The sequence below is a fragment of the Algoriphagus ratkowskyi genome (assembly GCF_002150505.1).
In the GTDB taxonomy this organism is placed as follows: domain Bacteria; phylum Bacteroidota; class Bacteroidia; order Cytophagales; family Cyclobacteriaceae; genus Algoriphagus; species Algoriphagus ratkowskyi.
Window position 1 is genome coordinate 307,320 of record NZ_MSSV01000007.1, and the last position, 17,797, is coordinate 325,116.

At 38.6% G+C, this 17,797-nt stretch carries 17 protein-coding genes; 1 reads left to right on the forward strand and 16 read right to left on the reverse strand.

The features are described from left to right. Positions 1–720 precede the first annotated feature (720 nt). A complete protein-coding gene (locus BVH02_RS09825; protein ID WP_086501265.1) occupies positions 721–1,011 on the reverse strand; it encodes an STAS-like domain-containing protein in 291 nt (96 codons plus the stop codon). Between the two features lie 56 nt (positions 1,012–1,067). After that, entirely contained in the window at positions 1,068–1,397 is a 330-nt protein-coding gene (locus tag BVH02_RS09830) for an RloB domain-containing protein (RefSeq protein WP_191278321.1), read from the reverse strand. 814 nt (positions 1,398–2,211) lie between these two features. Between BVH02_RS09830 and BVH02_RS22025 the strand changes: the two genes are divergently transcribed. Further along, positions 2,212–2,379: a winged helix-turn-helix transcriptional regulator gene (locus tag BVH02_RS22025; protein ID WP_111357111.1), complete on the forward strand. Its 168-nt coding sequence runs from the start codon at positions 2,212–2,214 to the stop codon at positions 2,377–2,379. Between the two features lie 372 nt (positions 2,380–2,751). On the opposite strand, the gene BVH02_RS09835 is transcribed toward BVH02_RS22025, so the two are convergent. The 14 genes from BVH02_RS09835 to BVH02_RS09900 form a co-directional block, all read right to left on the reverse strand. Further along, positions 2,752–3,018, reverse strand: coding sequence for a hypothetical protein (locus tag BVH02_RS09835; RefSeq protein WP_086501267.1), 267 nt, complete (start codon positions 3,016–3,018; stop codon positions 2,752–2,754). A 75-nt stretch (positions 3,019–3,093) separates the two neighbouring features. After that, a complete protein-coding gene (locus BVH02_RS09840) occupies positions 3,094–3,432 on the reverse strand; it encodes a DUF4878 domain-containing protein (protein ID WP_086501268.1) in 339 nt (112 codons plus the stop codon). 82 nt (positions 3,433–3,514) lie between these two features. Continuing rightward, a complete protein-coding gene (locus tag BVH02_RS09845; protein WP_086501269.1) occupies positions 3,515–3,787 on the reverse strand; it encodes a hypothetical protein in 273 nt (90 codons plus the stop codon). A 252-nt stretch (positions 3,788–4,039) separates the two neighbouring features. Further along, the gene (locus BVH02_RS09850) at positions 4,040–5,272 is read right to left on the reverse strand and encodes a hypothetical protein (RefSeq protein ID WP_086501270.1); all 1,233 of its coding nucleotides are present in this window, start codon (positions 5,270–5,272) and stop codon (positions 4,040–4,042) included. A gap of 164 nt (positions 5,273–5,436) precedes the next feature. Next, positions 5,437–7,413 (reverse strand): conjugal transfer protein MobC, encoded by a 1,977-nt coding sequence (gene mobC / locus BVH02_RS09855; RefSeq protein WP_086501271.1) that lies wholly within the window; start codon positions 7,411–7,413, stop codon positions 5,437–5,439. Between the two features lie 9 nt (positions 7,414–7,422). Beyond that, positions 7,423–8,601 (reverse strand): relaxase/mobilization nuclease domain-containing protein, encoded by a 1,179-nt coding sequence (locus BVH02_RS09860; RefSeq protein WP_223271842.1) that lies wholly within the window; start codon positions 8,599–8,601, stop codon positions 7,423–7,425. A 39-nt stretch (positions 8,602–8,640) separates the two neighbouring features. Next, positions 8,641–9,027, reverse strand: a complete 387-nt coding sequence (locus BVH02_RS09865) for a plasmid mobilization protein (protein ID WP_086501273.1) — start codon at positions 9,025–9,027, stop codon at positions 8,641–8,643. Positions 9,028–9,217: 190 nt separating this feature from the next. Further along, positions 9,218–9,433: a hypothetical protein gene (locus tag BVH02_RS09870; RefSeq protein ID WP_086501274.1), complete on the reverse strand. Its 216-nt coding sequence runs from the start codon at positions 9,431–9,433 to the stop codon at positions 9,218–9,220. 302 nt (positions 9,434–9,735) lie between these two features. Continuing rightward, a complete protein-coding gene (locus BVH02_RS09875) occupies positions 9,736–10,974 on the reverse strand; it encodes an IS256 family transposase (protein WP_086501275.1) in 1,239 nt (412 codons plus the stop codon). Between the two features lie 282 nt (positions 10,975–11,256). Then, on the reverse strand, positions 11,257–11,979 hold the full coding sequence (locus BVH02_RS09880; RefSeq protein ID WP_086501276.1) for a glycosyltransferase: 723 nt from the start codon (positions 11,977–11,979) through the stop codon (positions 11,257–11,259). Between the two features lie 381 nt (positions 11,980–12,360). Then, positions 12,361–13,134 carry a galactosyltransferase-related protein gene (locus tag BVH02_RS09885; RefSeq protein WP_086501277.1) on the reverse strand — a complete coding sequence of 258 codons (774 nt, stop codon included), beginning with the start codon at positions 13,132–13,134 and terminating at the stop codon, positions 12,361–12,363. A gap of 4 nt (positions 13,135–13,138) precedes the next feature. Next, entirely contained in the window at positions 13,139–14,233 is a 1,095-nt protein-coding gene (locus BVH02_RS09890; RefSeq protein WP_086501278.1) for a lanthionine synthetase LanC family protein, read from the reverse strand. Between the two features lie 25 nt (positions 14,234–14,258). Beyond that, positions 14,259–15,563, reverse strand: a complete 1,305-nt coding sequence (locus tag BVH02_RS09895; RefSeq protein ID WP_086501279.1) for an HlyD family secretion protein — start codon at positions 15,561–15,563, stop codon at positions 14,259–14,261. A gap of 2 nt (positions 15,564–15,565) precedes the next feature. Further along, a complete protein-coding gene (locus tag BVH02_RS09900; protein WP_086501280.1) occupies positions 15,566–17,764 on the reverse strand; it encodes a peptidase domain-containing ABC transporter in 2,199 nt (732 codons plus the stop codon). Between the last annotated feature and the right edge of the window lie 33 nt (positions 17,765–17,797).

The window sequence follows — 17,797 nt, forward strand, 5'->3', positions numbered from 1 at the left end:
TATGGTTTTAACTCGCTTATCTATACCTTTTTAATTCTCACACGGTTGTGATAGAAGTCTAAAATAAAAATCCCGCACAGTTGTGAGAGATTTTTTAACGTTTGGTTCTTTGAGCAAAATCATTTTAATTTTATGCTTTAACTATCACCCAAACATTCTTGAAGACAAGTCAGTGGAGACACCTTAGGATTATTAGTCAGTGTGCCCATGGCAACTTTCTGCTCATATAACCGGATTTCCTTTTTAATGCGCGGCATCTGACTTTTCATTTTTTTAGTCAAATCCTCTATTTGCGCTGTAAGCTTATCTTTTTTTGTACCCACATCTCAAAGATACTAAATTTAATAATTTTCGAAATCACGATGAAATTGACATATAGGGATTTTATATCCACGTGTTAAAATGCTAAACTTCTTCAGGACTGTTTGGCGTTGTAGAATCTAAAGGTTTATGATAGTTTTCCGAATTCTTGTCCAGCCTTCAGGCATGTTTTTTTGTCAAGGATGACCTGATCAACCGCATCTTTCCTTAATACGACTGGATACTTCATTTTCCGCTCATAAAATTGCCTCCAAGTAGTGTCTAACTTTTTGGGGCTATTCTAATCCTTAAACTAACAAATAGCTTTATAACAAAAGTGTTTGGATACAGGATTTTCTACCAGACACAAAAAAAGGAACCCTTTCAAGTTCCTTTTCAAAATCCAATTTCATTATATTTTTAAGCATTCGCTCCTGAGCGAAAACCCTGGATATAGTGCTTGAGCATACTTGCCTGTGTATGGGTAACTTCTGAAGGCTTTACTAGAGAAAGAAAATTATCCAATCCCATTTCTTCAATCAAATTCCCAAAGGAGGAATTCAAAAATGAAGAGGAAGGGGCACTCGCCCCACTAAATGAGAGGGAAATCTGATTCCCCCCAGCTAAAGCACTTTTTAACACAACATAAAGCGTGTAGCCTGCAGTGTTAGTGTAAGTATCTGATACTACGTCAGTTAATTTAATTTTCATGAGGCTGCAAATTTAGAGTTAAAAAATCAATGATCTACATATAGAAACATTGGCAGTTATTTAAGTACCCACATCCCCTTTTCTTCCTTAAGCAACCCTAAAATCTTAAATAGCTCAAGCATTTCAGAATAGCCTTTATCAGGAGTTTCTAGATCGAACGCTGCAAATCTTTGGGAATTAGCAATAGCAGTAGGAAGCCTTTCCTTCAACTTCAAATAAATATCATCACCTTCCTTGGTGTAGTATTTCTGTGATTTTGAGTAATCTGTTAAGTGACTTTTCAGACGACTCTCTGCTCTACCACAATCATCAAATGGAGCCTGGGTGAACTCAAAATGAAGCAATAGCCAAAACTCAATGCAAGGTTGGTTGATAATTACAGTCACATGAGTAATTGACTCCAAATGCCCCTCCCTCTTTCGGAAATGATGGGGGCAGGCATTTAGAAAAAGGTGATTATCATTTCTGAAAGTATAATGAATAGGTCAAATACTAGTTGAAAACAGTAGGGTAATAAGTAATGGATATTTCATTTTTTAGTAGTTCTTATAGGTGTTGGAATCTTATTTCAATAAAGAATAAACCCCAATTAGTAGGGTTTATTCTGAACCAAAATATAACCTGATTTACCTACTAATACGTGTAGATTTCAATCTATCGTACGCCAGATCTCCTTCCCACATTCACTAAAACAACCCGATGCGTACTTACTTCCACAGTAATATCCGAACGATACAGCTTCCCTTTATCACCTTATAGTTTTGGTCTGCTTTCCCTCCACTTTTCCTCGCCTAGCCAGCGATGAAATATCGAATTAATGTCGAAGAAAAGTCGACGCAGAGTCGAAGGAATAGAAGGTTTGGTTAGATAAATGTTGAAGTTAAATCGTAGAGAAATAGGTATCTCCTCCACTGCCTTCCTTCAACCCGTATCATGCATTCAGCAATAGCTATTTTTCTTAGTCTTTTCACTCTAGCTTTTAGTTCGTTGTTTTTACATACATAGACTAATCAAACACCAGTACTTTTTCGATGTCAGATCGGACAAGCATCGAAGGAGCATCTTAAAAACAACGTGAATAATCCCTATCAACCTATAGCCAAAGCTTATAGATCTCCCTAGGTATTCCCTTCCTATTCCTATGTATCCCCGGTATGCCTACGGAGAATCAAGGGAGCTGTAAGGGAGAACTAAGGGAGCATCAAAGAGGAACCATCTCTAACCCGAGAAGAACTTGCTAATACTTTGGGGATTACTATAAAGGGCATTGACTATCATTTGAATAAGATGCAAAAAGAAGAAATACTAACAACAGAAGGATTGCCAAAAACCGGTACTAGGGTTTTAAACCCTAGTACTAGGAGATAAACTAGGGTATAACCTAGAAGATAAATTAATACGCATGGCATTACCCTCATTGAAAGAAGGCCATATCTCGCAGCTTACCGCATTGAAGACTTATGAATATAGGCTTCCAATAACTGACTCCAAATCAGGCATTGGAAGCCCGTAGAGGACGAACGTCCAATGTAATGCTGGAGGCGATTTTAAAGGATCAAATCCAAGTTATCAGCACTATAGAATACATGAATTACCGTATTTAATCCACCACACCCATGAATTTTATGACCTGCACCAAACCATCATGCCGGATTGGAAGAAGTAAAAGGAAAGGCTGGAGCATCCACTAGTTTAGAAGGAATTGCTTAATAATTACTTTCGCATATATTAAGCTCAAAATTAACGCTCCATTGTAGCTATCACAACTAAAACCTCCATTCCATATGGGATCTCCTTAAGGAGAGATGCTTTCTCAAAGAGGCTAATTTCATTCTCATATAAGATCTCCATTACATCCATTAGATCCTCCAAAGGAACTTCCGAGTTATAGTATATCTTTTTAATTTCAGAAGGACCATATGTTGAGAATTCAGGCAGTCTATGATCTATATAATCTTCAATTTCTTGCCTATGTTTCTTCACAATATTATACCCAAAAAAACCCATATCGAAATCGTTTAGTTATGAATTATTAAAACAAGATACCCCACCAGAAGCAGCAGCATCACTACACAAAACATTCTAAAATTTAGCCTCCATATGCACCAGCCAATCCCCATCTATTTTTACAGCTTCAATCACTTCTGTTCTTCCATTAGGGTTTGAAATAGTAATCCAAGCCCTGTTTCCGACGATAGAATCATTTAATATCTCAAATTTGAAATCAGGTTCAATGGGGATTTTACCCATACTGCTTACCATATCCAGCAGTTTACCAGTAGGTTCAGTTGCATACTTTTTCGCTTCCTCCACTTTACCTTTTGCCAAATTCTCAGTGAAATTCTTGACTGAATCCTCCGGCCCGGAAGAACATGAAAACAATAAGGTCGCTAAACATAAGATTGTGAGTAACTTCTTCATGGTGATACTTTTTATCGATTCAACTAGTAATTTACATAAAGCCTATAATCTAAAAACCATCAAAGCTTTAGCTAATAAGTAATTAACTCCCTCCTACTGTATCATCCCGATTTATTCGGCTCCTTCTCGGACGCATGACTATTTTAGTAGCAGGTTGTGGTGGAAATATCTTTCCATGAATAAAGTTGCGTCCATGCATTCTGGTCGGATTATGATAGATGACCTGATCTCCAGACAAAATCTTCTTTACGATATTTCCTTTTTCAAGATGGTAGTTCAACACTGCATAAGCCCGGTCCCAATCGTGTTCATTTAGCAGGATGATCTCCTGAAAAATAAATATGGGCATATCCATAAGCGCCAAGTAAGTTGTAAGACCTTCTTAATATCGGAAAATATAATTATTAGTCAAACGAAATCCATTCAAATAACTGCCTCACTTGGGGTTACCTTATAATTCGAAGAAAGCCGTCACGTATCGTCCTCTGAAAAAACACTCATGCAAAAGACGAATACTTCTTTCGGATGATGATCGCTGGGAACTTACACTCAGGATACTAGAAAATGAAGTGAGGGCACAATAAAGTTCAACCCTCATAGCCAATTATTATTTTTTTAACTTCTTCATCAAATCCTTGTATATCGCTCTGGCAGCCTGCGGATCAGCGCCAGTTTCACTGATCATCAAATCTAAATCCACTTCTTTTTTTGAATTGACAGCAGGGACTAACAGGTTCAAAAAATCATTAAGTGCATCCATTTCAGGGCTTTTTACATTTTCATCTGATCCGCTCTGGAATAATTTCTCGTAAGGCAAAAGATCAACCTGATTGCCTAGAATATCTTCAATTGCCGTCTGCATGGATAGGTGCAGACGAATATCTGGCTCCGAAGGAACTTGAATCCCCAGCTTCTTCAAAGAATTTAGCAAGGCATCATATCCAAAATCTGTCATTGCACTGAGGGTCAATTCCTCTTTCGCCTCACTCCAATAAACACAACAAAAATGCGGAAATCCATCTAGTTCCTTTAGGCTCATTTTAAACACCTCATCCGAATATTCCACCCGAAAGTCTTTCTCCCACAAAAGCATGTCAAAATCCGTAAATTCAATTCCAGAAATTACATGTAGAATTTCATGGCGCTCATGTTTAACCATGGGGATAGCCGAAAAAACAGAGAGCAAGAGGAAAGAAAACAAATCCTTTTGTATGAGTGCAAGAAGATTGTCGATAGACTCCACCAATGGATCAAGCTCCCCGCCATAGAAGAAAATGTCATCCGCCTGAAAACTCCTGAATCCTGTCAAGGGACCAAATGTCTGGTAACAAGAACCATCTGAACTGATCAGTCCACCAAATGTGGCAACCTCAGAATCTATGAGAGTAAGGGAAACTCCTGGTGAGAATAAAAGAAACTCTTCCCCAGTAAATATATCAACGGACTCAAAAAAATCAGGAGCTGGACTGGAACGGAAAAACCAGTAGGTAAACCTCCAGGGCATTTGTGCCTGCTTCTCGAGGTAGGTATAGTCCTCCTGCGGCATGCTTTTAACAGCCGAATGGTTTAGATACTTATGGATCAGACCTTCCTTTTTAAAGATTTCATGTATAATGTATTGAGACTTAAACAGCCCCTGATTTGATTGATCCAATCGACCAAAAATGCTCTTGTGCTTTTTGGCAAGTAGGTCAAAGTGCTGATTGACTTTATTTCTCTGTGCAGCATAGTACATCAGTTCATTTAAGATGGGGTCTGAAAAGTCACTTGTTTTTTTACATTTGGCTCTGATAGCGGTATAATCCATATCCAAATTTACTTTTTTAATCTTTAATTTCATGGATAAGGCTAGGCATAAAGTCGGCTCCTTTCCTACCCCTTTTCAAATTTGTAATTGATGTTACCCCTTTACAAATCTCGGAATCCAATCATTTTGGTTACCTCAGAATATACGCATTCTGATAAGCAGCAAAGATTTTTCGTAAGCAAGAGACAAATGGATCATTACCTGATAATCAAATGCCCCAACTCCGGAGTATCAAACACCCGTTCCATTTCCACTCTGATAATCTCTTCCACATCCCGCTTGATACTTCGGTAGTTCTCCTCCACTTCCTCTTGTGTGATGTTGCGCACTTTTGGGATAGGTTGATAGTCCTCTTCCTCACGCTTCAGAGCTGCATGATCATTGATGATTTCTGCATGAAAAGCTTTAAGCGCAATCTTTTGATCAGGGGTATCTGCTACCATCCCCACAAACTCACCAGAGGAAAGTGCGGAAATAGTGGAAGCCGGAACGGCCTGATCCAGTTGAGTTGATTTGCTTAGGGAGGTTTCCGAACTGTTGATCGAGATACTTTCGCGGTTTTGAATGATCCTTCCAAAACGCTCTGAAAGCTGTTTGGCTGTATCGCCCAAAACCTGTCCACTGATGAAATTACCTACCGTATTCATGATCACATCGGCTTGTTCCCTCCCATAATCCTTCCGTAGCTGGCTGTAATCCTGGACTCCCAGACAGGTGGCTACCTTGTTGGATCTAGCAGTTGCGATGAGGTTATCTATCCCATTAAAATAGATGGTCGGAAATTCATCAAAGACCAGACTTGATTTCAGCTTTTCCTTTTGGTTGACCAGTTTGACTATTCTGGAAATGTACAAGGAAAGCACAGCCCCGTAGACCTGTTGTTTCTGGGGATTATTGCCCATACAGATGATTTTGGGCGAATCCGGGTTGTTTAGATCTAGGGTAAACTCACTCTCCGAAAGCACAAAATACAGTTGGGGGGAAGAAAGCCTTGCCATTGTAATCTTGGCGCTGGCTACTTGCCCTTCCAGTTGATCAAATGCCTTTTTGACCAAGGCTGAAACGAAAGGATTGACTAAAACTTCAATTTCCGGCTCAGTACGTAGCACCGTAAAAAGCTTCTCATAATCGGTCTGCATCAATTCTATCACATGGGGTAGTGTACAATATTTCCCATGCCTGTGCTTTTTGAGAAACCAGATGATTGCAGTCAGAAAATTGATCGGGCTTTCCACAAAGAAGTCGCCCTGCTTTTTTATCCATTCCCTATTCAGTCCCAGCATAATAGTACGGGCAGCTTCCGAGGCATCGGTAATGTCCAGCATCGTATCAGGCTCTAAGGGGTTACAGCGATGGGTGTGGGAAAGTCTATCAAAGTTGATCGAATAGAATTCCGGTTTCACCTGATAAGCAGGCAGATTCTTTTGAAGTGTATTGTAAGCGATCCGGGAAAGGTCATCGTACTTGAAGTCATAGACGAACATGGAAAAGCCTTTTCGGATATGCTGGGTGATCACATGTCGGATCACAAAGTAACTTTTCCCAGATCCTGGTGTACCAGCTACCAACAACGCCCGGAAAGGATTGATGATATTGACCCATGACTTTCTGACCTTGTCTTTAAGTCTGTATTGAGCAGGGAGATTAACAGAAAATTCATTTTCCAAATACCGCTCTTCCTGAGGAAATGTCTCATTTAGATAATTAAACACCCCCTGGTCAAATTGGTTTTTTAGCAATCGACTCAGGAGCGCCCCTCCCCTCAGAATAAGAATGAATCCAATACTGGTAGCGGCCATGTAAATAACACTTGTCGTGTCTTCATGAAAATAAAGTTGAAAAGCAAAGTGGCTAATCCCATATAGTAAGAATCCACTGATCAGCGGCCAGAGTATCTGAGCCATTCTAAGTTTATCATCCTTTTTGCCTTTCGCTCCGATCAACGAAATCAGCAAAAGGCCCAAGGCAAATATTTTGGAGATATGAAATTCATTGAATAGGCCTGTATCACCAATATTGACTAGAAGTCTCTCGGAAATATCATGCGATAGCCCCCATTCAATAAACGAATGGTAGCAGTAATAATAGAAATGAAGGCACAGCATTCCAATACTGGCCTTTCTGGTCAGATCGATGATCTTTCTTAGCCCCTCTGTATTTTCCCCTGTCTGCATTGTCTCGGATTATTGAATTCTCTTCTTCCGTTTTTTCTTTTTCTTCTGGCTTAATTCATAAGGAGTTGGATCTTCTGATTGGTAAGAATTTAAGGGAATCTCCAGACTGGGAATTCTTGTATCTACCTCAGTTTCCTGCCCATTTATTCTTACCTCCTGCTCTTTTTCCAATGAAATAGAAAGCACATGACCCATCGAAAATCTATCAGCAAGTGCATTGGCTGATAATTCCTTACCCAAAGCAGAACCGTTGAATACGCATCGGTTTACGTTATCTATGTAGGTCACCCCATATAGCCTTCCTTCCTCATTGATCCGAAAGACTGGTTTGATTCCCTTAGTTCTAAGTCTGGCAGTGAACTCCTCAAGTGAATTGCATCTGACAAGTTCACCCCTAATTACCTCATGTAAATTCTCTCTAAAAGGTTTCTTCGCTTCCTTATTTCTTACAAAGCGCTCTTCCAGTTTTGCCAGCGTAGGTTTGGAATAAAGTGCGCTCGATTTCACAGGGACTCCTACCCGCCTTCCCTTAGCATCCAGTATGGAATAGACCAATCCTTTATTTTTAAACATTTCACTTTCCGGTTCTCCCCGGTATGCACTTACATTGAACTGGCCTAATATCGCATTCAACTCAGGTAGCGAAGCAAATTGATAGGTTCGTATCACCTCCTGGACAATATTGGATAGAGAAGATTTCGTTTCCCGTTTTCCATACATAGCTTTTTCCAACGGCTGAAGCAAATTGACTTTATGCTTACGTTGCTCTTCAGCTTTTACCAGGCTGTATCGCTGTTCAAGTTCCCTTCGGGCATTTTCAGATTTGATTTTGCCCAGGTTGTGCGTTTCAATCCGTTTTCCTGAACTTGAAATATTTGTCGTTACTATATGGACGTGTGGATGGGCTACATCAAAGTGCTGGTAAAGCAAGTAAGGTTGGTTTTCAAAGCCAATTCCTTTCATATAATCAGCTGCAATCTTTTGAAGGGTAAACTCATCTATTGTATCCTTTGGAGAGAAATTGAGCGAAATGTGGACGGTGTTTGTTTTCGTACTTGCATTCAATTGCTGCAAGTTTTTAAACGATAGGATCTTTTCATTCACAGCAATATTTTTGACCGCAAACCCTGCCATCTGAATTAGTTTTGCCTGTCCGTTTTCCACTTTTTGTTCATTATAGCGGATCACTCCCCCAATGGTCTTCCCCGTTATGATTTTAGCAACCAACTACTTTGGAATCTTTAGCCTTTCTATCAATCCATGGAGCGAATCTATCTTTGCTTTAGTCTTCTCAAAGTGAGGGAGCATTTCCTTCAGGAAAAACTGACGTTCTTTTGGGTCAGCCTCCATATTGAAGAAGTGCGTAATCTGATTGATATTCACTCCAATTTTATTCAGTTCATTTCTCAGTAGTCCAAGTTCAATGAAGATCTTTTCCAGTGATTCATTTCGTGTGTTAAGGGTGAGCTTTCTTTTGAAAAGCATATCCCTTACCAGCTCACTTATCGTCTGACAGTAGGCACTTCTGTTCAGCAGAATTTCCAGTTTTTCAACTTCAATTGGAGTGAATCGGATCGTCTTTCTTATCGGATAGTTTACGGTTCTCGTTTTCATCGTTCTCTGGATTTTAAAATTCGACTTCGGAGAAATTTTATCCACACCGCAACTCCGGCAGCGGTGGGCAAGATCGGATTGGCGTCAGACAATCCTACATCTTGCTCATTGCCAAACACGCAATGCATAGCACTAACAGCATTAATACCTTTACCTAAGTGAGAGAAAACTATTTAAATACTGGAAAGCCTCAGTTTTCCAGGTTCCACACCCAATCATCAGCGGCCATTATCCAATCACGGATAGCGGATCCCATTTCATTGCACCAGTCCATTCCCTGGTAATAGAAATAGAACACTTCTCCTTCGGAAGCCGGGACATGCAGCGAGTTAAAGTAAGCCTGTACCTGTTCCAGCGTTGGAGGAACATTCCTTGAAAAATTGAGATTCTGAGCTTCGAGATTCATAACGATTATCGTTTTTGATGAGGCTCAAAAGTGTGGCAGGGATGGTTGAAAAGGTCACACTGAGATAAGAAGGGGGATAAGTGAAAGTTGAGCTTTCTAAAACTTAGTTTGATAAAAATTTTTGAGGATATTATAACATAAGAATAAAGGTATTGTGCCTAGTTTAAACCAACCAAAATTGTGCATAAAACCAAATTAAACTCAAACCCGGGATAGTTCATTAAACTGTGTCTAGGTAAGAATTTATGTTACAAAGGACTGGCTTCGTCGGCCTACGGCCTCCTCTGCCAGTCCTTTGTAAACTAGTTTTTTAGAGGTATTCTTTCCGGGTACTTTTCCATGATATCTCGTTGTATTGCTGTCCATCCGTAAGCCTTTCTTTTCCATGACTTCTCGTTCTTGTTTATCGATAAATAGAGCTGTTTTAACAGAGCCGTTTCCGATACCCAGGCAGCCTTACTTTTTACGAGTTTTCTCATGATCCGATGAAGTGCTTCCACTGGATTGGTGGTGTAGATCATTTTGCGCATCGATGTGGGGAAATCTAAAAAGGCCATCAGCTCACCCCAGTTTTCATTCCATTGTTTGACGATATACTTGTATTTCTTTCCCCATACTACTTCAAAAGCCGACAAGGCTGTTTTAGCGCCTTCCTCTGTGGTGGAAGTATATATTTGACGTAAATCCTTAACTACTGCCTTCCTGTCGCCCTCATCTACATATTTGAGTGAATTCCTCATTTGGTGGACGATGCACTTTTTAATAATTGAATAGGGGAAAACTTCTTGAATCTGTTCGGAGAAACTATGTAAATCATCCGTACAAACCACCAAAATATCAGCTACCCCTCTGGCTTTAAGGTCTTCCATTACTAGACCCCATTTTCTAGCTCCTTCTCCACCTGAGTTGATGTATAGCCCCAATACGTCTCTATTCCCTTCCCAATCAACTGAGTATACGGTGTAGAAGGCGCTATTAATATACTTGCCATCTTGTCGCACTTTGAAGTGAATGGCATCTAAATACACTACTGGATAGAAGCTTTGTAAGCCTCTGGTCCGCCACTCTTGGATCTCGGGTAATACCTTATCTGTAATCTGTGAAATTCGACCGGCAGAGATGCTTACTCCATAAATATCCTCGAGTAAACGTCGTACGTCTTCAATAGAGTTACCTTGGGCATAAAGCGCTAATATCTGGTCATCTAAGCCACTGGTAAGTTCTCTTTGACGCTTGCCAATCAGTTCTGGCTCAAAATGACCTTTACGGTCTCTGGGAGTGGAAACATGGAGGTCTCCAATTTCGCTTATGACACGCTTGCCGGTTTTTCCATTTCGCTTATTGGCCGTACCGGATGCCCGCTCCTCTGTCAAAAAACTCTCGATTTCAGCATCCAGCATAGTATCTACCATGCCCTGCAAAATCTCGCTAAAGGGACTCTCTTTTCCAAGTAATCCCTTTTTACTGTAAAGCCGCTCCTTGAGCCGCTCACTCGTCTGAGGATCACTAAATAACTCTTCAAGTGTTCGTTTCTTTGTCATCTATTTGTAAAATTAGCAGACACACTTAATTGAACAGTCTCTGAAAAACGAATTAGATTAATTTCTCACATCTATATTCCTTAAGTTTATTAAAGCCAAAGTTCTTATTAAGGTCAAATGCTAATGGAAAAAAGACAGAAATATTTAAAACACGAATCAACACGTGGTAATCCCAATTTCACAGGCTGTCACGTTTATATTACCTGATTACCATTACCGTCGTGAAGGTAAATCTAAAAAATAAGCAGTTCTAATACTAATCCTGACAGGATCACATTCTAATTATACTGGATACATATTTTGCAACTCTTCATATAAACAATTATGACTATATTCGATAAATTTATCCATACTATTTCTTCTCCACATTTCATTCCATAAATGAATAGTATAGGAATCCTCATTTATAACCTCTTTTAATGATTTTGAAACAAAATATTGACAATTCCAAAAGTCAATTGGACATATTACATCTGGATCAACCACATATTCATCAAGCCCAAATTTAATGACAGCTTCAGTAAGTAACTTTGGTCCAGTTTCTCCCCAATGTAGATCTTCAGATTTCTTTTTCAATGCTGACGTATAACAATATCTCATTATCTCAGAATTCTTAGGGACACCAATAAAACAATTATTTACCTGGACATTATTATTGTGTAAACGTTCACTTGCAAACACATACTTTTCATCAACCAGTAATGGTTTTAAGCATATTATATCTAAATCGCTCCAAAATCCACCCTTTTCTAAAAGAAGCTTATATCTAAACAGATTTGCAAAACCCGCATAGCTATCAGAATTCTTATATTTAAAAATTTTACTCGCTGGAATTATTTCACTTGCGTCCATAAGAATTACTCCTTCAGGTATGTCATCAATATATTCGTAACTATATAAGTGGACTATATGTGAATTTTTCATAAAGGACCTTAAGCACAATTTTTCCATACGTGAAATTTCATTCCCTACCCAGAGAAATTGTATTATAGAATTGTTATTCATATTTCATTGGTTTTAATTCAAATCTAATAAAGCTACAGTCTCTCAAATAAATTACAATCCTTAAAGCCTCTTTCGAAATCCTTATATATGCTGTATTTTTATCAATTCCTTAATAGTATTGACATTTCTTGAAAACTCATTACCTTATCGAAGGAAATATAACTAATCCAATGTTAAATAATTTTACTACCTATACTTAAAATTTGCTTTTTAAAATAATTTAACAAAATAATAAACCATACTCTGTTTCTTCCAACATATTTTCAACCTTCCTCCCTGTTTTTAACATATTCCATCTTGTGCGGTAATATATTGAACATTAACATTGCAGATTGAGAGTGTATAGTAGAAGATAGGAAGATCTTATCGCTGCTTACTTCTTTACCATTTCTTTATCTCATCCTGCAGCTCCACTTTTGACATTGCTATGGACCTGTAAAGCTCAACCATTTTTCTAGAGTATTGATTAGGGCTATGATAATCACTATTCTCTCCCCTTTCATGTGTAAGGTGATACAAAACCCCTTCGATATGCTGATGTCTGTGTCCCAATATTTTCCAACGGTTTACACGATCTCCGTCCTCTCTACCCCAACCATAGAATTTTTCGTTTTCCATCCCTGCCTTTATATAGGTTTGCCTATGGGCCAAGAAAGCTCCACCGACAGGATTTGGATTATATAATGGCTTCATTTTACCTTGATGCATTTCGAGAATTCCTATGTTCTGGGTCTTTATATAAAGATCCCGTAAAACAATAGAAGTGTCCAAAAATTTATCTTTAAAAGGAGTTACAAAATCAACTTCACCTTTCCGCAACAAATCAACAGACTTGTTAATTTGGTTAATGGGAATGATAATATCTGTGTCCCATACAATAATATACTCAGTTTCAACTAATTTAACCAATTGATTGATGTATAGGGTTCTATGAAAAATATTATCCAAATCTTCGATAAATTCATAATTAACCTCTTTAGGCAAAAGTCTGCTCAGCAATCTTGTATTTCTTGCTGAAGACTCTAAAACGTGTATTTTAGTGTCAAAATTTGTCAGTATGTAATCGATAGTGACCAATGTATTCTCTAGCCGGTTAACCGAATCAATTCTCAGAGGAATCAAAAAAGTAAAATCCCTTAAGTTTATCTTTTCCATAGTCTCAAACTATTACGTTATCAGATTTTTCTCCTACTTCAAAATCAGCGACGTCTGACAGAATCTCTAACAAAACCCAACCTATTCCAGACATACCAGAAACCAGCCCATTGCTTTTCTTAAATGGGCTATAAAAATCATCATCTCCCCAACATACAGCATTATTTATTTTATTTATAATCAATTCATCTGACGGAATAAAGGACTTATCCCCGGTAATTTCAACCAGTTTATCCGCTATTAATCTCAAACCACTCGCCCCATCCAAAATTCGGATATTGAGATTTCTACATTCCACATTTATAACCGTATCCATATCAACGGACCTTTTTAATAACAATGCGTGTTTCCTCAATTCAGGGGTTTCAAACTCCCTCAACACCGACTCAATTCCAAGCAGCAAATATAACTTATTGCTATGCAGCCTCGGAAAAACAGAAATTAGATTAGGAAGCAGATAATCCAAAATCCGCTCTGCTTTTTTAGTATTAACAAGTAACAGTTTTGATTTTGCTAATAAAATTAATATAATCGGCAGATCCCAAAAAATATTGAATAATTGGGGTTCTCTGTCTTGTAATTTCTCTTCCTCAATCAATTGTCCCAGTTGATTGAGGAGCTGTGCTCCTAGTTTATGATATATATATATGTTTGACTGATGCCCTGATTTCAAAGAGCTCTCCAAGCGATCTAAACAATAGATAAGGTACCCAATTATACCATTATTAATAGCTGCAGGCAATTTACCATTTTGATCCTCCAAAAACTTAAAAATCTTATCGTCCAATTCTCTTAAGGTATCGTCAAGATCCGCCTCAACAAAGTCTGAATTGACCAAATAGCTGATGCCAAATACAATCCCGGCCAGGCCATTTTCGAAATCTGCCGGAAGTTTGGCTTCACTTAGCTTTTCGAAAACCTCTACTACTAGATTCTCCGCCGTCTCAAGAAACTCCTTATTATCGGTATTTCTTGCTAAATGAAAGAAGTAAATACTCAAACCCAGCTTTCCATTTAGTAGCCCTAATCCATTTTCTTGTTTAGCATTTTCCATCAGATATCTGTTGATCTCGTGAAGTTTTTTTAATGCTTGTTCCATAGTTCTTAATACCTTTATAGATTGATTAATATTCGGTGATTGATTTCAATTTAAAAAAAAGCCTTTCAGCTACACTCAGGTCTTCTGTAATGATCTCTGCCGTACCTAGTAGTTCTTGGGTTAGCTGTATTTCCTTTCCATATGAGGTTTTTGTACCTTCAGGAAGAGAGCTATAGACTATATAATTCCCTTCTTCGTCCGGAGAAACCGAAATACTCTCTACTTCACCTAAAAGGGTTCCGAATTGCTGAAATGGGAAATTATCAAGTTTGATTAATACCCGCTGCCCCATAAATATTTTGCCCGTATTTTGAGAAGAAACAATCATTTTACCCAGAAGCTCTGTCCGTTCATTAGGTAGTATGGAAAAGACATGCTCTCCGGACTGGACAAATTGATGCTCTCCCCATACTCCCTGAAAGCCTATCTCCCCATTGGTAGAAGAAACTAGCATATAATTATTTTCCCATTCCTTTAAAGCCCGATTCAAGCCATGATAGGACTGGATCAGATTAATTAATGCTCTAGACTCATCCTGCTCTTTGGCTACCTGTATGCTTTTTAGCGTTTGTCCAGCATTTACCAAAGCTTCTTGTAGTTGGGAAATAGTTATAGTCATTCCATTGACCTGTTCCTGCATTAGAAGGTATTCCATTTCGCGGCTCTCAAAGTCTTTGGCTGCAATTATTCCACCTTCATAGAGAACTTTGTTCCTATTAAAATCCGCCTCCACCAGACTAACCTTTCTCTTCAGAATTTCCTTTTGTGCCAATTGGCTAGTAAGTCGTTCCTGAATTTCATGGATTGACTGACGGCTCCCTTCTAACTGAACTAGGGATGGCTGAAGTCTTTCAAGCAATCTGAATTCCATATGGCTACGTTCAAACTCCACAAATGAGAGTTCTATTTCTCCCAAGACTGCGTCCGAGAGAGAGTCTAACGGAAAGAAAAAACCATTTTCTTCCCCAAAAGGAACCTCTTCCAGCAACTTTTTCAGTAACAGTACACTCTGCACATCAGAAGTGCTTTTTATATTTGCCAGGATTTGACCGGCCTGTACTTTCTCTCCGTTGCTCACCCATAGCCTATCGACCTGCCCTGAGGTTTTAGCTATCATCTTTTCCGTGGGCTCTACCGTAGTGACTATCACCCGGGACATGATAAAATCAGGATACTTGATAAAAAACGACAAAAAAATTAATCCACAGGTAATCAAAAATACCAGGGTAATGCCCCATCGGATCAGCCAAGCAGGAGGAGTCGTAATAATCTCCTGGACTTCCTCAGATCTGAGCTGTAGATTATCTATAGGACGGGGATTTTCGGACATAGCTAGTTTTCTCTGATTTTTCCCAGTTCCAATTGATTTTTCACAAGATTGTAATAAACTCCTGATTGTAAAACCAATTCTTCATGGGTACCTGCTTCTTTAATTTCCCCTTCATCCATCACTATTATCTTGTCTGCATTTTTTACCGTACTTAGTCTGTGGGCAATTATGAAAACTGTCTTTCCTTTCAAAAAACGGTTCAGGTTCTCCATTACAATTCGCTCATTTTTAGCATCCAGGGCAGAAGTCGCTTCATCAAAAAATAATATTTCCGGATTTTTATAAACTGCACGTGCAATAAATAAACGTTGCTTTTGGCCGGTGCTGATTCCAACGCCTTCATTGCCGATTTTAGTGTTGAATCTTAAAGGAAGGGATTGTACAAAGTCATAGATATTGGCAGTTTGAGAAGCCATGACCAGACGAGCCAGATCAATCACTTCCTCGCCAACTGCAATATTTGCTGCAATAGTATCATTGAATACATATCCTTCCTGCATTACAACCCCACAATGGTCTCTCCAACTACGGGGTGAGATGGATTTAAAGTCATGTCTCCCATAATGAATTTCTCCTTTTGCCGGCTCGTAAAATTTTAATAAGAGTTTCATTAGGGTGGTTTTCCCGCATCCACTCGCTCCTACTATTGCAGTAATTTTTTTCGCCGGAACAATCAGATTAAGTTCTTTAAGGACATTTTCCTCAGCTCCCATATATCTGAAGCTGAGATTGGTCACCTTTATATTCTCTCCGGAAACAATATTATACACCAGCTGCGCGTCCCTACTTTCTTCGTCTTCCTTATCATGGATCTCATTTAGCCTCTCCAAACTAATCTTGGCATCCTGATAGGTACGAACAAAAGTGACTATCCCCATAATTGGACCATTCAGTTGTCCAATAATATACTGTAGAGACAGCATCATCCCCAGTGTAAGCTGCCCTTCTATCACCAGGATCGCTGAGGCGAAAGTGACCAATATGTTTTTCAGCTCATTGATTACCGAAGAGCCTACTCCTTGCGACTGTTCGAGTGCAAGTGTTTTGATTGATACATGAAAAAGTCTGGCTTGTACAAACTCCCATTTCCAACGTTTTTGAGTTTCAGCATTATGCAATTTTATTTCCTGCATGCCATTAATCAGTTCTATAACAGTGCTTTGCTCCTGGCTGAGCTGAGCAAACCGCATGTAATCCAATTCTTTTCTCCGCTTTAGGAAAAATAGAATCCATAGAATATAAATCACACTTCCCCCAATAAATATCAAAAAAATCAAAGGACTGTAATAGATCAATACAGCTCCAAACACAAAAAGGTTAAAAAAAGAAAAGAATGTGTTCAAAGCAGTTCCGGTCAGCAAATTTTCAATCCTCCTATGGTCTCCGATCCGCTGCATGATATCCCCAGTCATCCGAGTATCGAAAAAGGAAATTGGAAGATTCATCAGCTTTATAAAAAAATCTGAAACTAGGGATATATTAACCCGAGTGCTTAAATGAAGAAGAATCCAACTTCGAAAAACCTCAACACTAGTTCTCCCCAAAAACAACATAATCTGAGCAATCAAGATTAAATAAATAAAGCCAATATCTTGATTCTGAATACCAACATCAACGATACTTTGAGTAAGGAACGGAAAAATCAGTTGAAGTAAACTTCCTACAAGCAAACCTAAACTAAGCTGAACAAGTAAATTTTTATACTTGAATAAGTATTGAAATAAAAATCCAAGGGACCTTTTATCAGTTTTAGTCCACTTCATTTTTTTAAACTTAGAAGTTGGCTCAAGCAACAAAGTTATTCCTTCCTTACTTTCTTCAGTAGCATTATTTCCAATCCAGCGAGACACAAACTCCTTATTGGTTAGAATGATCAAACCATAACCGGGATCTGAAATATATACTTTACCATTCTTGATACGATATACGACCACAAAGTGATTCTTATCCCAGTGCACAATAAGGGGTAATTGCGCATGCTCAAGTCTTTTAAAGTCCAATTTGGCTCCTATAGTTTTAAAACCAATCTCTTCTGCGGCATCGCTAAGTTTTAGCAAATTACTTCCTGCCCTAGTAGTCTCCGAAAGCTTTCGAATTTCTTGCAGCGATATTAATTTCCCATAATGCTTGGCTATAATTCTGAGACAGGTGGGTCCACAGTCTTTAGAATCTGGTTGTTTATAATTAGGAAAAGTAGCCATAAAATTAAAACATAGGGAGTTATTTAAACCTAT

Coding starts and splice junctions, on each gene's coding strand:
- BVH02_RS09825 (WP_086501265.1), bottom strand. CDS start 1,011: ATGAAAATTAAATTAACTGACGTAGTATCAGATACTTACACTAACACT.
- BVH02_RS09835 (WP_086501267.1), bottom strand. CDS start 3,018: ATGGGTTTTTTTGGGTATAATATTGTGAAGAAACATAGGCAAGAAATT.
- BVH02_RS09840 (WP_086501268.1), bottom strand. CDS start 3,432: ATGAAGAAGTTACTCACAATCTTATGTTTAGCGACCTTATTGTTTTCA.
- BVH02_RS09845 (WP_086501269.1), bottom strand. CDS start 3,787: ATGGATATGCCCATATTTATTTTTCAGGAGATCATCCTGCTAAATGAA.
- BVH02_RS09850 (WP_086501270.1), bottom strand. CDS start 5,272: ATGAAATTAAAGATTAAAAAAGTAAATTTGGATATGGATTATACCGCT.
- mobC (WP_086501271.1), bottom strand. CDS start 7,413: ATGCAGACAGGGGAAAATACAGAGGGGCTAAGAAAGATCATCGATCTG.
- BVH02_RS09865 (WP_086501273.1), bottom strand. CDS start 9,027: ATGAAAACGAGAACCGTAAACTATCCGATAAGAAAGACGATCCGATTC.
- BVH02_RS09870 (WP_086501274.1), bottom strand. CDS start 9,433: ATGAATCTCGAAGCTCAGAATCTCAATTTTTCAAGGAATGTTCCTCCA.
- BVH02_RS09875 (WP_086501275.1), bottom strand. CDS start 10,974: ATGACAAAGAAACGAACACTTGAAGAGTTATTTAGTGATCCTCAGACG.
- BVH02_RS09880 (WP_086501276.1), bottom strand. CDS start 11,979: ATGAATAACAATTCTATAATACAATTTCTCTGGGTAGGGAATGAAATT.
- BVH02_RS09885 (WP_086501277.1), bottom strand. CDS start 13,134: ATGGAAAAGATAAACTTAAGGGATTTTACTTTTTTGATTCCTCTGAGA.
- BVH02_RS09890 (WP_086501278.1), bottom strand. CDS start 14,233: ATGGAACAAGCATTAAAAAAACTTCACGAGATCAACAGATATCTGATG.
- BVH02_RS09895 (WP_086501279.1), bottom strand. CDS start 15,563: ATGTCCGAAAATCCCCGTCCTATAGATAATCTACAGCTCAGATCTGAG.
- BVH02_RS09900 (WP_086501280.1), bottom strand. CDS start 17,764: ATGGCTACTTTTCCTAATTATAAACAACCAGATTCTAAAGACTGTGGA.